Annotated in this window: 18 protein-coding genes; 4 read left to right on the top strand and 14 right to left on the bottom strand. The window is 71.4% G+C overall.

The window, feature by feature from the left end; genetic code table 11:
• The 6 genes from CHR28_RS21325 to CHR28_RS21350 form a co-directional block, all read right to left on the bottom strand.
• Positions 1 to 1,090: helix-turn-helix transcriptional regulator (locus CHR28_RS21325; protein ID WP_256984323.1), on the bottom strand; the 1,090-nt coding region annotated here is incomplete at its 3' end.
• Positions 1,091 to 1,107: 17 nt separating this feature from the next.
• Entirely contained in the window at positions 1,108 to 2,085 is a 978-nt protein-coding gene (locus CHR28_RS21330; protein ID WP_094055281.1) for a helix-turn-helix transcriptional regulator, read from the bottom strand.
• 128 nt (positions 2,086 to 2,213) lie between these two features.
• Positions 2,214 to 2,585, bottom strand: coding sequence for an FKBP-type peptidyl-prolyl cis-trans isomerase (locus CHR28_RS21335; protein ID WP_094055282.1), 372 nt, complete (start codon positions 2,583 to 2,585; stop codon positions 2,214 to 2,216).
• Between the two features lie 61 nt (positions 2,586 to 2,646).
• Positions 2,647 to 3,648, bottom strand: coding sequence for an FKBP-type peptidyl-prolyl cis-trans isomerase (locus CHR28_RS21340; protein ID WP_094055283.1), 1,002 nt, complete (start codon positions 3,646 to 3,648; stop codon positions 2,647 to 2,649).
• Positions 3,649 to 3,779: 131 nt separating this feature from the next.
• Entirely contained in the window at positions 3,780 to 5,141 is a 1,362-nt protein-coding gene (gene pafA / locus CHR28_RS21345; RefSeq protein WP_094055284.1) for a Pup--protein ligase, read from the bottom strand.
• A gap of 9 nt (positions 5,142 to 5,150) precedes the next feature.
• Positions 5,151 to 6,410 (bottom strand): MFS transporter, encoded by a 1,260-nt coding sequence (locus CHR28_RS21350; protein WP_094055285.1) that lies wholly within the window; start codon positions 6,408 to 6,410, stop codon positions 5,151 to 5,153.
• 88 nt (positions 6,411 to 6,498) lie between these two features.
• Between CHR28_RS21350 and CHR28_RS21355 the strand changes: the two genes are divergently transcribed.
• Positions 6,499 to 7,509: a LacI family DNA-binding transcriptional regulator gene (locus CHR28_RS21355; protein WP_179272516.1), complete on the top strand. Its 1,011-nt coding sequence runs from the start codon at positions 6,499 to 6,501 to the stop codon at positions 7,507 to 7,509.
• Positions 7,510 to 7,666: 157 nt separating this feature from the next.
• Here CHR28_RS21355 and prcA read toward each other — a convergent pair whose 3' ends face one another.
• The 5 genes from prcA to arc all read right to left on the bottom strand — a co-directional run bounded on the left by prcA (position 7,667) and on the right by arc (position 13,573).
• Positions 7,667 to 8,413, bottom strand: coding sequence for a proteasome subunit alpha (gene prcA, locus CHR28_RS21360; RefSeq protein WP_094055287.1), 747 nt, complete (start codon positions 8,411 to 8,413; stop codon positions 7,667 to 7,669).
• A gap of 68 nt (positions 8,414 to 8,481) precedes the next feature.
• Positions 8,482 to 9,327 carry a proteasome subunit beta gene (gene prcB, locus CHR28_RS21365; protein ID WP_094055288.1) on the bottom strand — a complete coding sequence of 282 codons (846 nt, stop codon included), beginning with the start codon at positions 9,325 to 9,327 and terminating at the stop codon, positions 8,482 to 8,484.
• A gap of 336 nt (positions 9,328 to 9,663) precedes the next feature.
• Positions 9,664 to 9,882, bottom strand: a complete 219-nt coding sequence (locus CHR28_RS21370) for a ubiquitin-like protein Pup (protein WP_094055289.1) — start codon at positions 9,880 to 9,882, stop codon at positions 9,664 to 9,666.
• Between the two features lie 178 nt (positions 9,883 to 10,060).
• A complete protein-coding gene (gene dop / locus CHR28_RS21375) occupies positions 10,061 to 11,572 on the bottom strand; it encodes a depupylase/deamidase Dop (protein ID WP_344544614.1) in 1,512 nt (503 codons plus the stop codon).
• 234 nt (positions 11,573 to 11,806) lie between these two features.
• Complete coding sequence (arc, locus tag CHR28_RS21380) at positions 11,807 to 13,573, bottom strand: proteasome ATPase (RefSeq protein WP_094055291.1); 1,767 nt, start codon at positions 13,571 to 13,573, stop codon at positions 11,807 to 11,809.
• A gap of 246 nt (positions 13,574 to 13,819) precedes the next feature.
• Here arc and CHR28_RS21385 point away from each other — a divergent pair, with 246 nt between their 5' ends.
• Positions 13,820 to 14,125, top strand: a complete 306-nt coding sequence (locus CHR28_RS21385) for a ferredoxin (protein WP_094055292.1) — start codon at positions 13,820 to 13,822, stop codon at positions 14,123 to 14,125.
• Between the two features lie 60 nt (positions 14,126 to 14,185).
• On the opposite strand, the gene CHR28_RS21390 is transcribed toward CHR28_RS21385, so the two are convergent.
• The 3 genes from CHR28_RS21390 to CHR28_RS21400 form a co-directional block, all read right to left on the bottom strand.
• Positions 14,186 to 14,764 carry a hypothetical protein gene (locus tag CHR28_RS21390; protein ID WP_094055293.1) on the bottom strand — a complete coding sequence of 193 codons (579 nt, stop codon included), beginning with the start codon at positions 14,762 to 14,764 and terminating at the stop codon, positions 14,186 to 14,188.
• A gap of 331 nt (positions 14,765 to 15,095) precedes the next feature.
• Positions 15,096 to 15,998: a tRNA (adenine-N1)-methyltransferase gene (locus CHR28_RS21395; RefSeq protein ID WP_031114607.1), complete on the bottom strand. Its 903-nt coding sequence runs from the start codon at positions 15,996 to 15,998 to the stop codon at positions 15,096 to 15,098.
• A 121-nt stretch (positions 15,999 to 16,119) separates the two neighbouring features.
• A complete protein-coding gene (locus CHR28_RS21400; RefSeq protein ID WP_094055294.1) occupies positions 16,120 to 17,991 on the bottom strand; it encodes a site-2 protease family protein in 1,872 nt (623 codons plus the stop codon).
• A gap of 188 nt (positions 17,992 to 18,179) precedes the next feature.
• On the opposite strand from CHR28_RS21400, the gene CHR28_RS21405 reads away from it, so the two are divergent.
• A complete protein-coding gene (locus tag CHR28_RS21405; RefSeq protein ID WP_256984324.1) occupies positions 18,180 to 19,280 on the top strand; it encodes a RecB family exonuclease in 1,101 nt (366 codons plus the stop codon).
• 54 nt (positions 19,281 to 19,334) lie between these two features.
• A complete protein-coding gene (locus CHR28_RS21410) occupies positions 19,335 to 20,006 on the top strand; it encodes a response regulator (protein ID WP_030606450.1) in 672 nt (223 codons plus the stop codon).
• The last annotated feature ends 70 nt before the right edge of the window (positions 20,007 to 20,076 follow it).

The following is a 20,076-nucleotide window of genomic DNA, read 5'->3' on the forward strand; positions in this document are numbered from 1 at the left end:
CGGCCGGCTCGGGGACGTCGACGGCCCCCACGGCACCGGCCGCACCGGCCGTGCCGACCGCCGGGGCCGGGTCGGCCGCCGCTGCCGGGTCCGCCGCGCCGGCCGCCTCGATGCCGTCGTACGCCGCCAGTGCCTCGCGGGCCGCCAGCCGGGCGCTGTCGGCCAGCTCCGGCGGGGAGACGATCCGGCCGTCCCGGCCGAGCCGCAGCGCCAGGCGGCGCAGCGACGCCGGGTCGGGCGTCCGCAGAGAGATACGCAGCCCGCCGTCCGGCAGCTCATCCGCACTGTCGTGCGGGTAGTACTCCGCGACCCAGCGGCCGCCGGGCCCGACCTCGATCACGACCTCCGGATCCTCGGCCGCGGGCTGCACCAGCGCCTCGGACAGGTCGCGCAGCTCGATCTCGGGCGGCGCCGACGGCTCGTCCAGGATCTTGATCTCGGCGACGCGGTCCAGGCGGAAGGTCCGGCGCGCCTCGGAGCGGCGGCACCAGGCCTCGACGTAGGTGTGCCCGACGCTGACCAGGCGGATGGGGTCGATCTCCCGCTCGGTGACCTCGTCGCGGGCGGGCGAGTAGTAGCGGATCCACAGCCGGCGGCGTTCGGCGATCGCCCGGTCGACGTCCGCGAAGACGCCGCCCTCGGACTCGAAGGTCACCGACAGCCGCGAGCTGGCGCCCGCGGCCTCACCGGCGGCCGTCTCCACCTTGGCCGTGGCCCGCAGCAGCGCCTGCCGGTCGCTCTCGCGCAGCCCCGGCAGGGTGGACACGGCCCGGGCGGCGACGAGCAGCGCGGTGGCCTCGTCGGCGGCGAGCCGGAGCGGCTCGGCGGCCTCCGCCGCGAGCGCGGCCGGGTTGTGCCACCAGATGCGCTCGCCGTCGGTGTCGATGTCGAGGAGGTCGCCCCCGCGGAAGCTCGTACCGCACATGGGCAGCACGTCGAGGTCGGAGACCAGCTCGTCCTCGGTGATGCCGAAGGCGCGCGCCACGTCCTCGACCCGGGCCCCGGGGCGCTCCCTGAGATACGTCACCAGGGAGAGCATCCGCCGGGTCTGGTCGATGGCGTTCACGGCCCTGACCGGTTTGCCTGCCACTGTCGCTCCGCTCCCCCTCAGCCCTTGGCCACGGCACGCAGCCGGTCCACCACGTCGGCCCGCAGCTCGGCGGGCTCCAGGACGACCACGTCCGGCCCGAACTCCACCAGCCAGGCGTCCAGGCCGTGGCCGTACGGAATCTCCAACTCGTCCCAGCCGTCGCCGAGTTCCCGGACGGAGGTGGCCTTCGCCCGAAGGGGGTACCCGGCGTCCGAGCGCAGCCGGATCCGGGCCGAGCGGTCGGCGATCTCCCCGGCCCAGCCCGCGACGGTCTCCCGGACCGTGACGACGTCCGGCACGGGAGCGGTGTAGCGGCCGCCGCGGGAGCGGACCTTGCCGGTGATCCGGGACAGCCGGAAGACCCGCTCGGCGCCCCGGTCGCGGTCCCAGCCCGCCAGATACCAGTGGCCCCGCCAGCACTCCAGCGCCCACGGCTCCACGTGCCGCTGCTCGGGGTGGGCGGCCGTCGCCTTGCGGTAGTCGAAGACGACCGGCCTGCGGTCCCGGCAGGCCAGCATCAGCGGCTCGAACGCGGCCTCGTGCACGGGGATCCGCGGCTCCAGCGCGCCGTGCGAGCCGTACGGGTCGACGTCCTCGGGCAGCCCCGCCGCGCGCAGCTTCTGCAGCGCGCCGCTGGCCGCGCCGGCGAGCCGGGCCTGCTGCCACACCTTGGCGGCCAGGCCCAGCGCGGCGGCCTCCTCGGCGTCCAGGGTGATGGGCGGCAGGCGGTTGCTGTCGCGGCGGGCCATGTAGCCGATCTCGCCGTCGAGGCTCTCGACGGTCTCGATGACCAGGCCCAGTTCCCGCAGGTCGTCCTTGTCCCGCTCGAACATGCGGTTGAAGGAGTCGTCGTTGCCGCTCGGGCCGTTGCCCGGACCGAAGGCCTCGACGTAGGCCTCGATGGAGTCGCGCAGCTCGCGCTTGCTGAGCGGCCGGCGGGTCCCGAGCAGACACAGTGCCAGGTTCATCAGCCGCTCGGCCTTGGCAATGGCCATCGACGCGCTTCGCCTCCCTATGGTGCTTACGAGCGATGACCGTACCGCCACAGGGTGGTACGGCAAAAGCGGAGGGCCCATGCCCGAGCAGGCATGGGCCCCACGTGACCGAGTCTGTCGGACCTTGGTCAGACCCCGAGCAGGTCGACGACGAAGATCAGCGTCTCGCCGGGCTTGATCGCCGGGGTCGGGCTCTGGTTGCCGTAGGCGAGGTGGGCGGGGATGGTCAGCTGGCGGCGGCCGCCGACCTTCATGCCCTGCACGCCCTGGTCCCAGCCCTTGATGACCCGGCCGCCGCCCAGCGGGAAGCGGAACGGGGTGCCGCGGTTCCAGCTGGCGTCGAACTCCTCACCCGTGCTGAAGGCGACACCGACGTAGTGCACGGTGACGGTCTGGCCGGCCTCGGCGACCGGGCCGTCGCCCTCCCAGATGTCCTTGATCTCGAGGTCCGCCGGGGGCTCGCCGCCCGGGAAGTCGATCTCGGGCTTGTCGATGCTCACGTCTGTTGCTCCTGCTTGTCTGCGGAAAGGCGAACACGCACAGTCTTACATCCCGCACGCGTCACAGCTTCGCGAGGATGTCCACCGAGAAGACCAGCACGGAGTCCTTCTTGATGCCGCTGCCCTGCGGCGGGTTGTCGCCGTAGCCCAGCTCCGGCGGAATGACGATCAGGACGCGGCTGCCGACCTTCTTGCCCGTCAGGCCCTGCGCCCAGCCCTTGACGACCTGCTGCAGCGAGAACGACACCAGCTGCTTGTTGGCGTACGAGGAGTCGAACTCCTTGCCGCCGTCCCACAGCACGCCCTTGTACTGCACGAGGACGCTGTTCTCGGCGGCGACCTCCTCGCCGTCGCCCTCCAGGACGTACTCCGCGACGAGCTTCTTCGGGGCGGCCGTCTTGGGCACCTCGATGGAGGGGGCCTTGCCGTCGGTGTTGGTGCCGACCTTGGGCAGGTCCGCATTGTCCTGCGGGACCTCCTTGCCCTTGGCGGAGCTGGTGGCGTTGAACGCGTCCTGGATGTCGACGACGAAGACCAGCGTGTCGGTGCCCTTGATACCCGCCTGGGCGTTGCCCTGCGTGCCGTAGCCCCAGGTGGGCGGGACGGCCATCTCGACGCGGCTGCCGGCCTTCCTGCCGGCCAGCGCGTACCGCCAGCCGTCGATGATCTGGCCCTGGGTGAGCTGGATGGCGAGGCGGGCCTTGCGGTCGTAGGAGTTGTCGAAGACCTTGCCGGTGTTCCAGACCTGGCCCAGGTAGTTCGCCACGACGAAGTCGTTCTCCGCGACGGTCTTGCCGCTGCCCGCGATCAGGGTCTTCACCGCGAGATCCTTGGACGGCTCGCCGCTGCCCTTCGCGACCGTGGGCTTCTCGTCGAACTCGGTGCCGGCCGTGACCTGGGGCAGCGGGCCGTCGACGATCTTCGGCGACGGAGCGGCGGACGGGCCGGACGCCGAGGGCGACGGGCTGTCGCTGGCCTTGCTCGAGTCGGACTTGTCGTCGCCGCACGCGGCGAGCGTGGCCAGACCTGCGGGCACGGTGAGAAGAAGTGAGCGTCGGCGCACTGTGGGGGCCTCGTAATCGGTTGATCTCTTGGATGGAGTGCGCGCAACTCTACGGCGTGAGCAGGGCGCCGCACTGGTAACGTACGGCGCCCGTGTGGCGTTCCGGCGATTTTCCGCGCCGGTGCGTCGGCTCACATTCCGGCGATCAGCTTCTCCACCCGGTCGTCCACCGACCGGAACGGGTCCTTGCACAACACGGTGCGCTGGGCCTGGTCGTTGAGCTTGAGGTGCACCCAGTCGACCGTGAAGTCGCGGCGCTGCTCCTGGGCGCGCCGGATGAAGTCGCCGCGCAGCCGGGCCCGAGTGGTCTGCGGCGGCACGGACTTGCCCTCGAAGATCTTCAAGTCGTTGCAGACGCGGGCCGCCTGCCCCTTCTTCTCCAGCAGGTAGTACAGACCACGACGACGGTGGATGTCGTGGTAGGCGAGGTCTATCTGCGCGACCCGGGGGTGCGACATGGTCATGTTGTTCTTGGCCCGGTACCGCTCGATGAGCTTGTACTTCATGACCCAGTCGATCTCGGTGCCGATGCGGTCGAGGTCCTCGGACTCGATCGCGTCGAGCGTGCGGCCCCACAGCTCCAGGACCCGCTCCACGGTGCCGGTGCGGATGCCGCGGCGCTCGCAGAAGTCCAGGGCCTTCTCGTAGTACTCGCGCTGCACCTCCAGGGCGGAGGCCTCGCGTCCGCTGGCCAGGCGCACCTTGCGGCGGCCGGTGATGTCGTGGCTGACCTCCCGGATGGCCCGGATGGGGTTCTCCAGGGTCAGGTCCCGCATCACCGTGCCCGCCTCGATCATGCGCAGCACCAGGTCGGTGGCGCCGACCTTGAGCAGCATGGTCGTCTCGGACATGTTGGAGTCGCCCACGATGACATGCAGGCGGCGGTAGCGCTCGGCGTCCGCGTGCGGTTCGTCGCGGGTGTTGATGATCGGCCGGGAGCGGGTCGTCGCCGAGGAGACGCCCTCCCAGATGTGCTCGGCCCGCTGGCTGACGCAGTACACGGCCCCGCGCGGCGTCTGCAGCACCTTGCCCGCGCCGCACAGCAGCTGCCGTGTGACCAGGAACGGGATCAGAATGTCCGCGAGACGCGAGAACTCCCCGTGCCGCGCCACGAGATAGTTCTCGTGGCACCCGTAGGAGTTGCCCGCCGAGTCGGTGTTGTTCTTGAAGAGGTAGACGTCGCCCGCGATTCCCTCCTCGTGCAGGCGTCGTTCGGCGTCCACCAGGAGTCCTTCGAGAATGCGCTCGCCGGCTTTGTCGTGGGTGACCAGTTCGATCACGTTGTCACATTCGGGTGTGGCGTATTCCGGATGCGATCCCACGTCGAGATAGAGGCGGGCGCCGTTTCGCAGAAAGACATTGCTGCTGCGGCCCCATGACACGACACGGCGGAAGAGGTACCGCGCCACCTCGTCAGGAGACAGGCGGCGCTGTCCCCTGAACGTGCACGTGACGCCGTACTCGTTCTCCAGCCCGAAAATGCGGCGGTCCATGAGGGAACATTACGCCCGATCCCCTGAACTGAAACGGGGTTCGACGGCACGGTTTGGATCATTTTCCGAACCGGCCGCAACAACCGCTCCCTGGCCGGGAGCTGCGACTACCCGTCCTGTGGCGGCCAAAACCAGCAGGGACACGCCACCCGCGACGGCCGGCACGGCGAAGCCCCACTGCGCCCCGCCCGTCTCCACGACGGGCCCCGCGACGCCCGTTCCGACCGAGTGGCCCACGGTGAACGTGGTCACCAGCCAGGAGAACGCCTCGGTGACCGTGCCGCGCGGGGCGTGCCGGTCGACCAGGACGAACGCGCAGGCGATGGCGGGCGCGAGGAAGACTCCGGCGAGCGCGGTCAGCGCCACCATGGGCACCGCGTCCGGCATCAGCATCAGCGGCAGGTAACACACCACCAGAAGCGCCACCAGCACCCGCAGTCGCCGCGCGGGTTCCCCGGCCCACTGCCGGGCCCCGTAGACGGCACCGCCCACCAGCGCCCCGAAGCCCAGGGCCGCCATCAGCCAGCCGTAGACGGCGTCGCCGCCGTGCGCGTCCGCGTAGGGCACGGAGGCGACCGTGATGGACCCCAGGGCCATGCCGATGAACAGGAACGCGGCGAGCAGGGCCAGCAGCCCCGGCGAGCGCAGCGCGCCGAGCCAGTGGGCCTCGCGCGGCGCCGACCGCCAGGCCCGTGAGGGCGGCGACACGACCACGGACAGCGCGCCCAGCACCCCGACGACGTTCAGCACGAGCAGCGCGGCCTGCGCCGACCACAGGGACACGCACAGGGTCACCAGCAGCGGCCCGACGGTGAACATCACCTCCTGGGCCACGGCGTCCATGGCGTAGGCCGTGTGCACCTGGTCCTCGCGCCGCAGCACCGACGGCCACAGCGCCCGCAGCCCGCCCTCCAGGGGCGGCGTGCAGAGCCCGGCGGCCGCGACGGCGGCGTAGGCGAGGGGCAGCGACGAAAGGCCGGAGAAGGCGAAGGCGGCCATCGCGAGCGCCGACAGCACGGCGGCGGGCAGCTGCACCCGCGGCTGCCCGCGCAGGTCCACCAGCCGGCCCAGCACGGGCTGCCCGACGGCGTTGGCGACGCCGTACACCGCCGCCAGGGCACCGGCCAGGCTGTACGTGCCGCCCTCCGCGCGCACGAAGAGCACGATCGCGATGGCGGCCGTGGCGTTGGGCAGCCGGCCGACCAGCGTGCCGACGAGCAGTCGGGCGGCGTGTCGCGCCCGAAGGATCTCCAGGTATCCCGTGGCCATGTCCCCGCCCTAGGTTTTACGTATAACGTGCGCTTCCATACGTACCATGTCCGCTGTTCACGAGTCCAGACGAAGGAGCGGCCCGACGGTGGCACGAGGCAGCACCCGACCCACGAGCCGGGACGTCGCCCAGGCCGCCGGCGTCTCGCAGGCGGCCGTCTCCCTGGTCCTCGGCGACAAGTGGCGCGGCCGGGTCTCGGCGGCGACGGCCGAACGCGTCCGCGAGGCCGCCCGCGACCTGGGCTACCGCCCGAACCTGGCCGCCCGCAACCTGCGGCTGGGCCGCACCCGCACGGTCCTCCTGGTCGTCCCGGCCCTCACCACGGAGTTCTTCGCGGGCGTCTACACGGGCGCGTCCCGGGTCGCCGCCGAGCACGGCTTCGGCGTGGTCCTGTACCCCTCCCCCGAGGGCATCGGGCCCGCCCGCGACCCGTTCGCCTCCGCGCAGGCGGCCCTGGACGGCGTCATCGCCTCGTCCATGGCGGCGGACGCCCTGACCGCGATCCGCGGTGAGGCGCTCCCGCTGGTCATGCTGGACAGCGACCCGGCGGGCAGCCTCGGCGCGGCGACGGTCAACCTGGACATCGCCGACGGTGTCCGCCAGGTCGCGGAGCACCTGCTGTCCCTGGGCCACCGCCGCTTCCTCCACCTCGCGGCGGACGTGCCCTCCTGGACGTTCGAGGTGCGGTCCCGGGAACTGGCCTCGCGCCTGGCCGGCGTGCCGGGCACGTCGGTGTCCACGGCCCGCTCCCCGATCTCCATCGAGGGCGCGGTGCCGGCGGCTCAGGCCGCCCTGTCGGCTCCGGGGCCTCGCCCCACGGCCGTGGTGTGCGACGACGACCTGCTGGCCGCGGGCGTCTACAAGGCGGCCCGCCAGCTGGGCCTGCGCATCCCGGACGACCTGTCGGTCACCGGACTGGACGATCTGGCCCTGGCCACGGCGATCGACCCGGAGCTGACGACGGTACGCCTGGACGCGGAGCTGTTCGGGGAACGGGGCATGCGGGCCCTGCTGGCGGTCCTGGAGGGCCGGGAGCCCGAGGGCGGGGACATTCCGGTACGCCTGGTGGAACGGGGCTCCACGGCCCCGCCGCGTTAGCCGTACCCGGCGTCGCGGCTGAGGCGGGGCGGCGCGCCACCCGGCGCGACGAGGTGCCTCCCCCGCACGACCGCGCCCCGGGCGCGAGTGCGACCGGGGCGTCGATGCCGTGCGAAACTCTCGGGTCCGAGTAAAACCCTCGGATCCGGCTGTCCGACTACTCGGTGTCCTTCGGCGCCGTCTCGGAGCCGCCTCCTGCCCCGGCCGCCTCCTCCAGCAACCGGGCCAGCTGGCGCCCGCTGATCCGCTTGAACTTCCGCTTCTGCGGCCGCGTCCGGTCCAGCACCGCCACCTCCAGCCGCTCCGCGGGGATCTCCCGCTCGCTGCCGTTGGTGTCGCGCGACAGCGACTGCACGGCCAGCTTCAGCGCCTCCGCCAGCGTCATGCCGTCCCGGTGGCGCTGGTCGAGGTAGCTGCTGATCTGCTCCGCGTTGCCGCCCACCGCGACCGAGCCGTGCTCGTCCACGATGGACCCGTCGTGCGGCAGCCGGTAGATCTGGTCGCCGTCGGGCGTCTCCCCGACCTCGGCGACCACCAGCTCCACCTCGTACGGCTTCTCGGCCGCGCTGGAGAAGATCGTGCCCAGCGTCTGCGCGTACACGTTCGCCAGGCCCCGGGCCGTCACGTCGTCCCGGTCGTAGGTGTAACCGCGCAGGTCGGCGTAGCGCACGCCGCCGATCCGCAGGTTCTCGTACTCGTTGTACTTGCCGGCGGCCGCGAAGCCGATCCGGTCGTAGATCTCGCTGAACTTGTGCAGCGCACGGGACGGGTTCTCACCGACGAACACGATGCCGTCGGCGTACTGCAGCACGACCAGGCTGCGACCGCGGGCGATGCCCTTGCGGGCGTACTCCGCCCGGTCGGCCATGGCCTGCTGGGGTGAGACATAGAACGGCGTCGACACCGGTTATCCGTCCCTCTCTTCAGGATTCCGTCGGTTCACTGGACCACCTCGTCACGACAGCGCGCCGCTCACAGCAGCGCGGCCCGCGGACCGTCCGGCTGCTCCAGCCGCCGCTCCAGGATCGAGCGCGCGATCTGCGACGCCTCGTCCTCGGAGAGCCGGCGGAAGCCGTCCTCGGTGATCACGGTGACGATGGGATAGATCCGGCGGGCGACGTCGGGACCACCGGTCGCCGAGTCGTCGTCTGCCGCGTCGTAGAGCGCCTGGACCACGAGCGTGGCGGCCTCGGCCTCGCTCAGGTCGTCCCGGTAGAGCTTCTTCATCGCGCCGCGCGCGAAGATCGAGCCGGAACCGGTGGCCGCGTACCCCTGCTCCTCGGAACGCCCGCCCGTCACGTCGTACGAGAAGATCCGGCCCTTGTCCCGGTCCACGTCGTACCCGGCGAACAGCGGGACGACGGCCAGGCCCTGCATGGCCATGCCCAGGTTCGAGCGGATCATCGTGGAGAGCCGGTTCGCCTTGCCCTCCAGGGACAGCTGCGCGCCCTCGACCTTCTCGAAGTGCTCCAGCTCCAGCTGGAAGAGCTTCACCATCTCCACGGCCAGACCCGCGGTGCCGGCGATGCCCACCGCCGAGTACTCGTCGGCGGGGAAGACCTTCTCGATGTCCCGCTGGGCGATGACGTTGCCCATCGTGGCCCGCCGGTCGCCGGCGAGGACCACCCCGCCGGGGAACGTCACGGCGACGATCGTCGTCCCGTGCGGTGCCTCGATCACGCCCTGGGTGGGCGGCAGTTGCCGGTTGCCCGGCAGCATCTCCGGCTGGTGCTCGGACAGGAAGTCCATGAAGGAGGAGGAGCCTGGCGTCAGGAAGGCAGCTGGTAGACGCCCGGTGCTACGAGTGTTGGCTTCCACGCGATTCCTTCCACGTAAACGACAGCCCGCCCTGTGACGTCGGGCCGATCCTTGGAACAACCCCGGTCCGGTTGCGGCCGGGGGCACGGTATGCCACGGACCCTACCCGTCCTGCGGCGGTGATCCACATGCCCGGCGACCCCAACTGCGCCGGGACGGTGCCGCACTTGCCCGCCGCGCACCGCCGGCGGGCCACCGGGCTCCGGACGCCCTCGACGCCCGGAGCGCCGCACACGAGGACGGCACGTCACACCCTGTCCCGCGCGCAGCGCTCCGCGCTTCGCCCGTCCGTCACCCGCGCACCCCATTCACCTTCGGAATGCAGGCACAGGCGCCTTACTGGCCACCCTTTTGCACGAAGGACCGCACGAAGTCCTCGGCGTTCTCCTCAAGGACGTCGTCGATCTCGTCCAGGACCGAGTCCACGTCGTCGCTCAGCTTCTCCTGACGCTCCTTGAGGTCCTCCGAAGCCTGCGACTCCGCCGCCTGCTCCTCGACCTCCTCGGTGGACCGGGTGGCCTTCTGCTGTCCGCCGCCGGTGTCCTTGGTCGCCATATCCCTCACCCCGCTCGGTTCGCCCGACACAGTTGCTCGGTCAAGATCAGACCCTACTCGCCGGGTCTGACAATGGTCCCGCAGTTGCTCCAACGTACGGGGACCACCTCGATGATTCCCGGACCAGGGATTTTCCACCCTGTCCGGCGGGCCCCACCCGAGTACCCGCTGATCGCGTTCATCCTCCCGAAAGCACCCTGACCAGGTCCTCCGCGGTGCGGCAGCGGTCCAGGAGCTCCTTGACGTGATTACGCGTTCCGCGAAGCGGTTCCAGGGTTGGGACCCGCTGCAGCGAGTCCCGGCCCGGCAGATCGAAGATCACCGAGTCCCAGGAGGCGGCCGCGACGTCGTCCGCGTACTGCTCCAGGCAGCGCCCGCGGAAGTACGCCCGGGTGTCCTCGGGCGGCGCCGTACGGGCCCGCTCCACGTCCTCCTCGGTCAGCAGCCGCTTCATGCGCCCCCGGGCCACCAGACGGTTGTACAGGCCCTTGTCGGGCCGCACGTCCGCGTACTGGAGGTCCACCAGGTGCAGCCGGGCCGCGTCCCAGTCGAGGTTGTCCCGGCGGCGGTAGCCCTCCATGAGCTCCCGCTTGGCCACCCAGTCCAGCTCGCCGGCCAGGCTCATCGGGTCGTGCTCCAGACGGGTGAGGGTGTCCTCCCAGCGGGACAGGACGTCCTTGGTCTGCTCGTCGGCGTCCGCCCCGAACCGCTCCTCCACGTACTTGCGTGCGAGCTCGTAGTACTCCATCTGCAGCTGGACCGCCGTGAGCGTGCGGCCGCTGCGCAGCGTGACCAGGCGCTTCAGGGACGGGTCGTGCGAGACCTGGTGGAGGGTGCGCACGGGCTGGTCGACGGCCAGGTCCACGGCAATGAAGCCGTCCTCGATCATCGACAGCACCAGCGAGGTCGTGCCCAGCTTGAGGTAGGTCGAGATCTCCGACAGGTTCGCGTCGCCGATGATCACGTGCAGGCGCCGGTACTTCTCGGCGTCCGCGTGCGGCTCGTCGCGGGTGTTGATGATCGGGCGCTTGAGCGTCGTCTCCAGGCCCACCTCGACCTCGAAGTAGTCCGCCCGCTGGCTGAGCTGGAAGCCGTGCTCGTGCCCGTCCTGACCGATGCCGACGCGGCCCGCGCCGGCGAAGACCTGACGCGAGACGAAGAACGGCGTCAGATGGCGCACGATGTCCGAGAAGGGGGTCTCCCGCTTCATCAGGTAGTTCTCGTGCGTGCCGTAGGACGCGCCCTTGTTGTCGGTGTTGTTCTTGTACAGGTGGATCGGCTGGGCGCCGGGGAGCTGCGCGGCCCGCTCCGCCGCCTCGGCCATGATCCGCTCGCCGGCCTTGTCCCAGAGGACGGCGTCCCGGGGGTTGGTCACCTCGGGAGCGCTGTACTCGGGGTGCGCGTGGTCGACGTAGAGCCGTGCGCCATTGGTGAGGATCACGTTGGCCAGGCCGATGTCCTCGTCCGTGAGCTGGCTGGAGTCGGCGGCCTCGCGGGCGAGGTCGAAGCCTCGCGCGTCCCGCAGCGGGTTCTCCTCCTCGAAGTCCCAGCGGGCCCGGCGGGCCCGGTGCATCGCCGCCGCGTAGGCGTTCACGATCTGGGACGAGGTGAGCATGGCATTGGCGTTGGGGTGGCCGGGGACGGAGATTCCGTACTCCGTCTCGATGCCCATTACTCGCCGTACGGTCATGCGGCCCTCCTTGCCCGGCGGCACCCTCGGTCGTGGGCGCCACTCAGATACCGCTGGCGCTCGGTTGCGTGTGCGGTGCCCGTCCCCGCACTGCGCGACTCGGCGGTACGCAAGAGCCTAGAACGCCTTTGCGCTGGTGGGGAGATCATTTGCGTCATTGCGTTGCTCCAGCCGTGGCCTGAAAAACAGTCGGCTGCGGGTACCCGCCGAGGGCACCCGCAGCCGCCCTGCCTTTTACAGGTACTGACCGGTGTTCGCCACCGTGTCGATGGAGCGCCCGGTGTCCGCGCCCTGCTTTCCGGTGATGAGCGTACGGATGTACACGATCCGCTCGCCCTTCTTTCCGGAGATCCGGGCCCAGTCGTCGGGGTTGGTGGTGTTCGGCAGGTCCTCGTTCTCCTTGAACTCGTCCACGCAGGCCTGGAGGAGGTGGGAGACGCGGAGGCCCTTCTGGTTCTTCTCGAGGAAGTCCTTGATCGCCATCTTCTTGGCCCGGCCCACGATGTTCTCGATCATGGCGCCGGAATTGAAGTCCTTGAAGTACAGGACTTCCTTGTCACCATTGGCGTAGGTGACCTCCAGGAAGCGGTTCTCCTCGGATTCGGCGTACATGTGCTCGACGGCCGTCTGGATCATGTTCTGGACCGTGGCACCCTTGTCGCCGCCGTGCTCGCCGAGGTCGTCGGAGTGCAGCGGGAGGCGCTCGGTGAGGTACTTGCCGAAGATGTCCTTGGCCGCCTCGGCGTCCGGACGCTCGATCTTGATCTTCACGTCCAGCCGGCCGGGACGCAGGATGGCCGGGTCGATCATGTCCTCGCGGTTGGAGGCGCCGATCACGACCACGTTCTGCAGGCCCTCCACGCCGTCGATCTCGGCGAGCAGCTGCGGGACGATGGTGTTCTCCACGTCCGAGCTGACACCGGAGCCACGGGTGCGGAAGAGGGACTCCATCTCGTCGAAGAAGACGATGACGGGCGTGCCCTCGCTGGCCTTCTCACGGGCCCGCTGGAAGACGAGGCGGATCTGCCGCTCCGTCTCACCGACGTACTTGTTGAGCAGCTCGGGGCCCTTGATGTTCAGGAAGAAGCTCTTGCCGGCGGCCTGGCCGGTCACCTCGGCGACCTTCTTGGCCAGCGAGTTGGCCACGGCCTTGGCGATCAGTGTCTTACCGCATCCAGGGGGTCCGTACAGCAGCACACCCTTGGGGGGCCGCAGTTCGTGCTCCTTGAACAGGTCCGGGTAGAGGTAGGGGAGCTCGACGGCGTCCCGGATGGCCTCGATCTGGCCGCCGAGACCGCCGATCTGCTCGTAGCCGATGTCGGGGACCTCTTCGAGGACGAGCTCTTCGACCTCGCTCTTGGGGACGACCTCGTAGACGTATCCGGAGCGGGGCTCCAGGAGCAGGGCGTCGCCGGGGCGGATGGTGACGTCCAGCAGCGGCTCGGCGAGCCGCACCACCCGCTCCTCGTCGGTGTGCCCGAGCACCAGGGCCCGCTCGCCGTCCTCGAGGATCTCCTTGAGGGTCACGATGTCGCCGACGCGCTCGAACTCCATGGCCTCGACCACGTTGAGCGCTTCGTTGAGCATGACTTCCTGGCCGCGCCGGAGCTCCTCGAGCTCGACGCTGGGGCTGACGTTCACCCTGAGCTTGCGGCCGCCGGTGAAGATGTCGGCGGTGCCGTCCTCGTTGGCCGTCAGGAAGACGCCGAAGCCGGCCGGCGGCTGCGCGAGCCGGTCGACCTCTTCCTTGAGGGCCACGATCTGGTCCCGGGCCTCACGGAGCGTGTTCGCGAGTCGCTCGTTCTGCGCGGACACGCCGGCCAGATTGGTCTGCAGCTCGACGATCCGCTCTTCGAGAATCCTCGTGTGTCGCGGAGAGTCGGCGAGCTTGCGTCGCAGGACGGCGATCTCCTGCTCAAGGTAGGCGATCTGCCCGGCCGGGTCGTCGGACCCGCGTCCCGGGCGGATGCCGCGGTTCATGTCGTCGTCGTGGGCTGCCACGGTCCTCACCTCCTCCAAGGGGAGCTGGACGCTTCCAGACCCTACCTGGGCGGGTGTCGATTGAAACCCCTAGATCACAAAGACGGTCGGGGTGTGTCCGATCTTCACCCTTGCGCTCTCCCTCACGCCAGGGGAATACCCAGCGAACATGATTGGAACCCAGCCTCAGGTACGGTCGAAGCGTTCAACACCCGTCAGAGCTGGCCGGATTCCCGGTACGGCTCGACGCATGAAACGGCAGGAGACATGAGCGTGCAGCAGGAGGCCGGGGTCGAGGGCGAGGCGCTGGAGGTCTGGATCGACCAGGACCTGTGTACCGGCGACGGCATCTGCGCCCAGTACGCGCCCGAGGTGTTCGAGCTGGACATCGACGGTCTGGCCTATGTGAAGAGCGCCGACGACGAGTTGCTCCAGGACAAGGGGGCGACAACGCCCGTTCCGCTGCCGCTCCTCACGGATGTGATCGACTCGGCGAAGGAGTGTCCGGGCGAGTGCATCCACGTACGTCGCGTTTCGGACAGGGCCGAGGTCTACGGCCCGGACGCGGAGTGACCAGTTCTCCACGTTCCGTGACTACTGTCTGATATCTCACACACCGGTGCCACACGGGCTTCACACGCTGCGGGCGCCGGCCGGTGTGGAGCGGACGAACGTGCCGTCCTGCCAACGCCATTTCACGTCGCTCTTCTCGTCGGGACAGCAACGCGGCACGTCCGGGGACGAGTAGCCGAGGAGCGTGGCCGTCACGGCGCCCGCGCGCACGGCGAAGTCACCGACGGTGGTGCCGTCCTTGGGGTCGAGCAGAGTCGCCACCACGCGCGGCTTGCCGTCGGCGCCGCCCCGGGTGAGGACGTACACACCGTCCGGCGGGGTGCCCATCGGGGAGTCGCAGTGCACCACGGCCACCGTCTCGGGGTTGCCGTCGCCGTCGAGGTCGCCGGACGCCTTCTTCTGCACCACGGCCTTCACCGGGCCGCATTCGAGGGGGAACTCCATCGCGGCCGGGTCGGGCGCGGCCAGGGGCGCGGGCGCGCTTCTGGTCTCGGGGGCGCCCGGCTGGGCGGCCGTCGCCGCGCCGGGCTGCAGGACCGAGGAGAGGGCCACCACGCCGGCGAGCGCCGTGGCGGTGGCGAGCCAGTGGATGGGGCGGGTGTGGGTGTGGGCGAGCTCCGGGACGGCGGAAGGCTGCACTAGGAGTGTCTCCTGAGGGCTGTGCCGGTGGGGTGGCCAAGATGGTGCCACACGTCACACCGCGAGGGAACGGCGGGGTGTGCGCCGTCCGCGCCGGGGAAGTCAGAAGGGTTGCGGTTCCTGCCGTCGTGTCAGCGGGCCGGTGCCCGCGGGGGCCGCTGCCGGCGCGGCTGGTGGCGGCCGGGTGCCGCGTGGCAGGTCCGTGGCAGGTCAACGGTGTCGGGCGCGGGTTCACCCCGGGCGGCAACGCAGAGGCGCCGTGGCGCAGTTCCGGTTGGAGTTCGGGAACTGCGCCACGGCGCCTGTGCGTTGTGCGGGGTGACGGGTCGTCTCAGCGGGCGGTGCCGCCGTCGGCGTTGGGGCCCGCGTAGTCCTCGCCGTAGGCGCCCTTGGCCGGGCGGCGGCGGCGCATGGGCGGCTCGACGCCGTCGGCCAGGCGGCGGGCGGTGAGCAGGAAGCCGGTGTGGCCGATCATGCGGTGGTCCGGCCGGACGGCCAGGCCCTCGATGTGCCAGTTGCGGATCATCGTCTCCCAGGAGGTCGGCTCGTTGAAGCAGCCGATCTCCCGGATGGACTCGACGGTCCGCGCGAGCTGGGTGGTGGTCGCGACGTAGCAGCAGAGGATGCCGCCGGGCACGAGCGCCTTGGAGACGGCCTCCAGGCACTCCCAGGGGGCGAGCATGTCGAGGATGACGCGGTCGACGTCGGTGTCGGACAGGTTGTCCTGGAGGTCGCCGACGGTGAGCTGCCAGGCCGGATGCGGGCCGCCGAAGTAGCGCTCGACGTTCGCCTGGGCGATCTCGGCGAAGTCGGCGCGGCGCTCGTAGCTGTGCAGCATGCCCTGGTCGCCGATGGCGCGCAGCAGGAAGCTGCTGAGCGAGCCCGAGCCGACGCCGGCCTCCACGACGCGCGCGCCGGGGAAGATGTCGGCGAAGGCGAGGATCTGCCCCGCGTCCTTGGGGTATACCACGGCGGCGCCGCGGGGCATGGACAGGACGTAGTCGGGGAGCAGGGGGCGCAGCGCGAGGTAGGCGACGTTCCCCGTGGTGCGGACAACGCTGCCCTCGGGAGCGCCGATCAGCTCGTCGTGCGGGAAGGAACCCTTGTGGGTGTGGAAGTTCTTCCCGGCCTCGAGCGTGAACGTGTAGTGGCGGCCCTTGGGGTCGGTCAGCTGAACCTGGTCCCCGACCTTGAAGGGCCCGCGCCTGCGGGCGGCACCGGTCGGTTCGGACATGTGACCAGCCTACCGGCCTCCGGGAGGGTCTCCGACCACCGGGACGGCCGGCGGGACGACCACCGGGACGGCCGGCGGGACGATCACCGGGGCGGCCGGCGGGACCGATGTCGGGAGCGGGTCAGGACGGCCTGGCCATCGCCTTGACGAAGGCGCGCTCCACGTCGGCCGCCGACAGCACGCCGTAGATCTCACCGGTCTCCTCCACCACCAGGTACTCGGTCGCGGGGGTCGCGCGCAGGGCGTCGAGGAGTTCCTCGCCGGACAGTTCCGCCGAGACGCGCATGCCGTCGGTGAGCTCCTGGGCGAGGCCGCTGACGGCGACCCAGGGGCGGCGGTGCTCCGGTACGCCGACGATGGCGGCCTCGCGGACCAGGGAGAGGGGCTGGCCGTCGGCGTCGACGACGACCAGGGCGCGGGCTCCGGCGGCGTTGGCGCGGCGCAGCGCCTCCGAGAGCGGGGTGTCGCTCTCGACGGGGACCGCGCGGCGGGTGAGCGTGCGCGCGCGCAGTTCGGGGAGGTGCTCGCGCAGGCGTGCCATGCGCAGGCTGTTGCCGGCGCCGGTCCAGATGATCGCGGCGAGGATGGCGGCGAGCAGGGCGTCCAGGACGGTGTCCATGCCGACGTTGTCCACGGCGTCGGAGCCGAGCGCGCCGGACTGGGTGAGCAGCGGCAGGCCGATGAGGACGGAGACGGCGAGGGCCCGGCCGACCCAGGCGGCGGCGATGGTGCCGGTCATCGGCTTGCCGGTGAGCTTCCAGACGACCGCGCGCAGCATGCGGCCGCCGTCCAGGGGCAGGCCGGGCAGCAGGTTGAACGCGGCCACGATGAGGTTGGAGATCATCAGGCCGGCCAGCAGCACGCCCGGGACAGTGCCCGGCTCCACGGCCTGCAGACCGGCGTAGAAGACGCCGGCCAGGGCGAGGGAGAGCAGCGGGCCGACGAAGGCCAGCACGAATTCCCGGCCGGGGGTCTCGGCCTCCTTCTCGATCTCGGAGACGCCGCCGAAGAACTGGAGCTGGATGCGGCGGACCGGGAGCTTGAAGCGGAGGGCGGCGACGGTGTGGGCCAGTTCGTGGACCAGCACGGAGGCGTAGAAGGCCACGGCGAAGAAGAGCGAGACCAGGTAGCGGGTGGCGCCGAGCTCGGGCAGCACACGCTCCAGCTGGCCGCCGAACACCCAGGTGATCAGGGCGGCGACGAGGAACCAGCTGGGCGCGACGTACACGGGCACCCCGAAGGGCCGCCCCATGAGCAGCCCGCCCCGGGGCTCCGGCCGCTGGGGGGCTGGGCCCTTGCCGTCGGCGGAGTGCGCGAGGGGGCGGGGGCCGGGGGTGGGGGTGTCGGTGGGCGCGGCAGGGGGGTTACGGAGGCGGTGGTCCGAGACGTCGGGTGCCGCGTGGCGGGGGTCCGGCCCTGGCCGGCCGGCTGCGGGGCCGGAGGGACGGGGGGCCGTCGCGGGCCCGTCGGCCGGTGAACCGTGGGCGGGGTCGCCGGCGTAGGCACGGTCGGAGTGCGCGTCGCCGTCGGAGTGGCCTCCGGGCTGGGAGGAACGGCTGCCGTCGCGCGGGGCCGGAGCGTCCGCCGCCGGGGCGGGCCCCACCTCTGCGTCGTCGCCCTCGGTGGGGCCCTCCGGGCCAGGCCCGGACACTGCGTCGTCGCCCTTGGAGGTGCCCGTCGGGACAGGCCCGGACGCGGCGGCGTCGTCCTTGGAGGAACCCTCCGGGGCAGGGCCGGGCGGCGGGGCGTCGCCCTGCGGGGTCTCGGCGGCCTTGTGCTCGGGCACGGTGGCGTCGGTCGTCGAGGTCTCGGCGTTCGCGTCCGCGTCCCCGGGGGCCGGAGTGTGCGGGGGCGGGGTGTCGTCCGGGTGCTCGGGGGTGAAGCCCCGTCGCTCGACGGGGCGTTCGTCGGGGGAGGCCGGGGGTCCGGCGTGGTGCTCGGCCGACTCGTCGTTGCCGGACCGCGGCTGCCCGCGCCCGCCGCTCTCCTCCACCGGTGTCCCCTCGTTCGAAGCGTCTCCCGCGCCTGCCGGACGGGAGGGTCTCGAGTCGATGGTATGCGTCCGCCGAGGTGCGTTCCGCCCCGGCACCCCTGTGTTTCCCGTACGTCGACGGTCCCTCCCGGCTTCCCCCACGCCACGCGCTCGGGTCACTGTCGGTGGCGGGCCGTAAGGTCTGTGGCATGGAGACGAGCAGCGAGGGCACGGCGCGGCCCGAGAGCAGCCCTGCCCCGGCGGTGGAGCCGCCGGCCCCGGCGGGGTCCGGGGCCGCGCCGGGGGACACGGCCGCGCAGGCCGTGGCGGAGGACACCGCCGCGCGGGCCGTGGCGGAGGGCACCGCCGCGCAGGCCGTGGCGGAGGCGGCGGCGGAGACGGCCGCCGTCAGCGACCTCGTGACGGGGCCCCGCGCCATACCGCCCGCCTCGCTGTCCCCCTCGCGGGCGAGCGACTTCATGCAGTGCCCGCTGCTGTACCGCTTCCGGGTCATCGACCGCCTCCCGGAGAAGCCCAGCGAGGCGGCGACCCGGGGCACGCTGGTGCACGCGGTCCTGGAGCGCCTCTTCGACGCCCCGGCGGCGGAGCGTACGCCGCCCCGGGCGAAGTCGCTGATCCCCGGCCAGTGGGACCGGTTGCGTGAGACGCGGCCGGAGGTCGGGGAGCTGTTCGCCGACGACCCCGAGGGCGAGCGGCTGGCGCGCTGGCTGGGCGAGGCGGAGCGGCTCGTCGAGCGCTGGTTCACGCTGGAGGACCCCAGCCGGCTGGAGCCGGCCGAGCGGGAGCTGTTCGTCGAGGCGGAGCTGGACTCGGGGCTGCGGCTGCGCGGCATCATCGACCGGGTCGACGTGGCGCCCACGGGCGAGGTGCGGATCGTCGACTACAAGACGGGCAAGGCGCCCCGGCCCGAGTACTCCGAGGGCGCCCTGTTCCAGATGAAGTTCTACGCCCTGGTCGTCTGGCGGCTGAAGAACGTGGTGCCGCGCCGGCTGCAGCTGGTCTACCTCGGCAGCGGTGAGGTGCTCACGTACGACCCGGTCCTCGCGGATCTGGAGCGGGTCGAGCGCAAGCTGCTGGCGCTGTGGGAGGCGATCCGGCTGGCGACGGAGACGGGCGACTGGCGGCCGCGGCCGACGAAGCTGTGCGGCTGGTGCGACCACCAGGCGCACTGCCCGGAGTTCGGCGGCACTCCCCCGCCGTATCCGCTGCCGGTGCGGGAGGCGGACGCCGGCGGCGGCCCGGGGCTCGTCCCCCGGGCGGACGCGGTCACCGCCGGTGAGGGCGCCTGAGTCCGGCGGGCCCGCGCAGGGCAGAATGGGGCCGGACTAGCGAAGGAGACTTACGTGGCCATCCGCGTCCTACTGGTCGACGACCAGCCACTGCTCCGTACGGGCTTCCGGATGATCCTGGAGGCCGAGCAGGACCTCGCGGTCGTCGGCGAGGCCGGAGACGGCCTCCAGGCGCTCGACCAGGTGCGGGCCCTGCAGCCCGACGTGGTCCTGATGGACATCCGCATGCCGCGGATGGACGGTGTGGAGGCGACCCGGCAGATCACCGGCCCCGGGCGCGACGGCCCGGCGAAGGTCCTGGTGCTGACCACCTTCGACCTGGACGAGTACGTGGTGGAGGCCCTGCGCGCGGGGGCCAGCGGCTTCCTGCTGAAGGACGCACCGGCCAACGAGCTGGTCCAGGCGATCCGGGTCGTGGCCGCGGGTGAGGCGATGCTCGCGCCGAGCATCACGCGCCGTCTGCTCGACAAGTACGCCACGCATCTGCCGTCGGGCGACGAGCCGGTGCCGGACACGCTGCACACCCTCACCGACCGTGAGGTCGAGGTGCTGAAGCTGGTGGCGCGCGGGCTGTCCAACGCGGAGATCGCCGCGGACCTGTTCGTCAGCGAGACCACCGTCAAGACGCACGTCGGGCACGTGCTCACCAAGCTGGGGCTGCGCGACCGCGTGCAGGCGGCGGTGTACGCCTACGAGAGCGGTCTGGTGCGCCCGGGAGCGCAGTAGACCTCACGGCACACGCGCCCACCCGCGCACCCACGCACCCACGCACCCACGCACCCACGCACCCACGCAC

This window comes from Streptomyces sp. XY006 (assembly GCF_002237655.1).
In the GTDB taxonomy this organism is placed as follows: domain Bacteria; phylum Actinomycetota; class Actinomycetes; order Streptomycetales; family Streptomycetaceae; genus Streptomyces; species Streptomyces levis.

Excerpts from the sequence above, each read along its gene's own strand:
- CHR28_RS21330 (WP_094055281.1), bottom strand. The coding sequence starts at position 2,085 with ATGGCCATTGCCAAGGCCGAGCGGCTGATGAACCTGGCACTGTGTCTG.
- pafA (WP_094055284.1), bottom strand. The coding sequence starts at position 5,141 with ATGGACCGCCGCATTTTCGGGCTGGAGAACGAGTACGGCGTCACGTGC.
- CHR28_RS21350 (WP_094055285.1), bottom strand. The coding sequence starts at position 6,410 with ATGGCCACGGGATACCTGGAGATCCTTCGGGCGCGACACGCCGCCCGA.
- CHR28_RS21370 (WP_094055289.1), bottom strand. The coding sequence starts at position 9,882 with ATGGCGACCAAGGACACCGGCGGCGGACAGCAGAAGGCCACCCGGTCC.
- dop (WP_344544614.1), bottom strand. The coding sequence starts at position 11,572 with ATGACCGTACGGCGAGTAATGGGCATCGAGACGGAGTACGGAATCTCC.
- CHR28_RS21385 (WP_094055292.1), top strand. The coding sequence starts at position 13,820 with ATGAGCGTGCAGCAGGAGGCCGGGGTCGAGGGCGAGGCGCTGGAGGTC.
- CHR28_RS21395 (WP_031114607.1), bottom strand. The coding sequence starts at position 15,998 with ATGTCCGAACCGACCGGTGCCGCCCGCAGGCGCGGGCCCTTCAAGGTC.
- CHR28_RS21405 (WP_256984324.1), top strand. The coding sequence starts at position 18,180 with ATGGAGACGAGCAGCGAGGGCACGGCGCGGCCCGAGAGCAGCCCTGCC.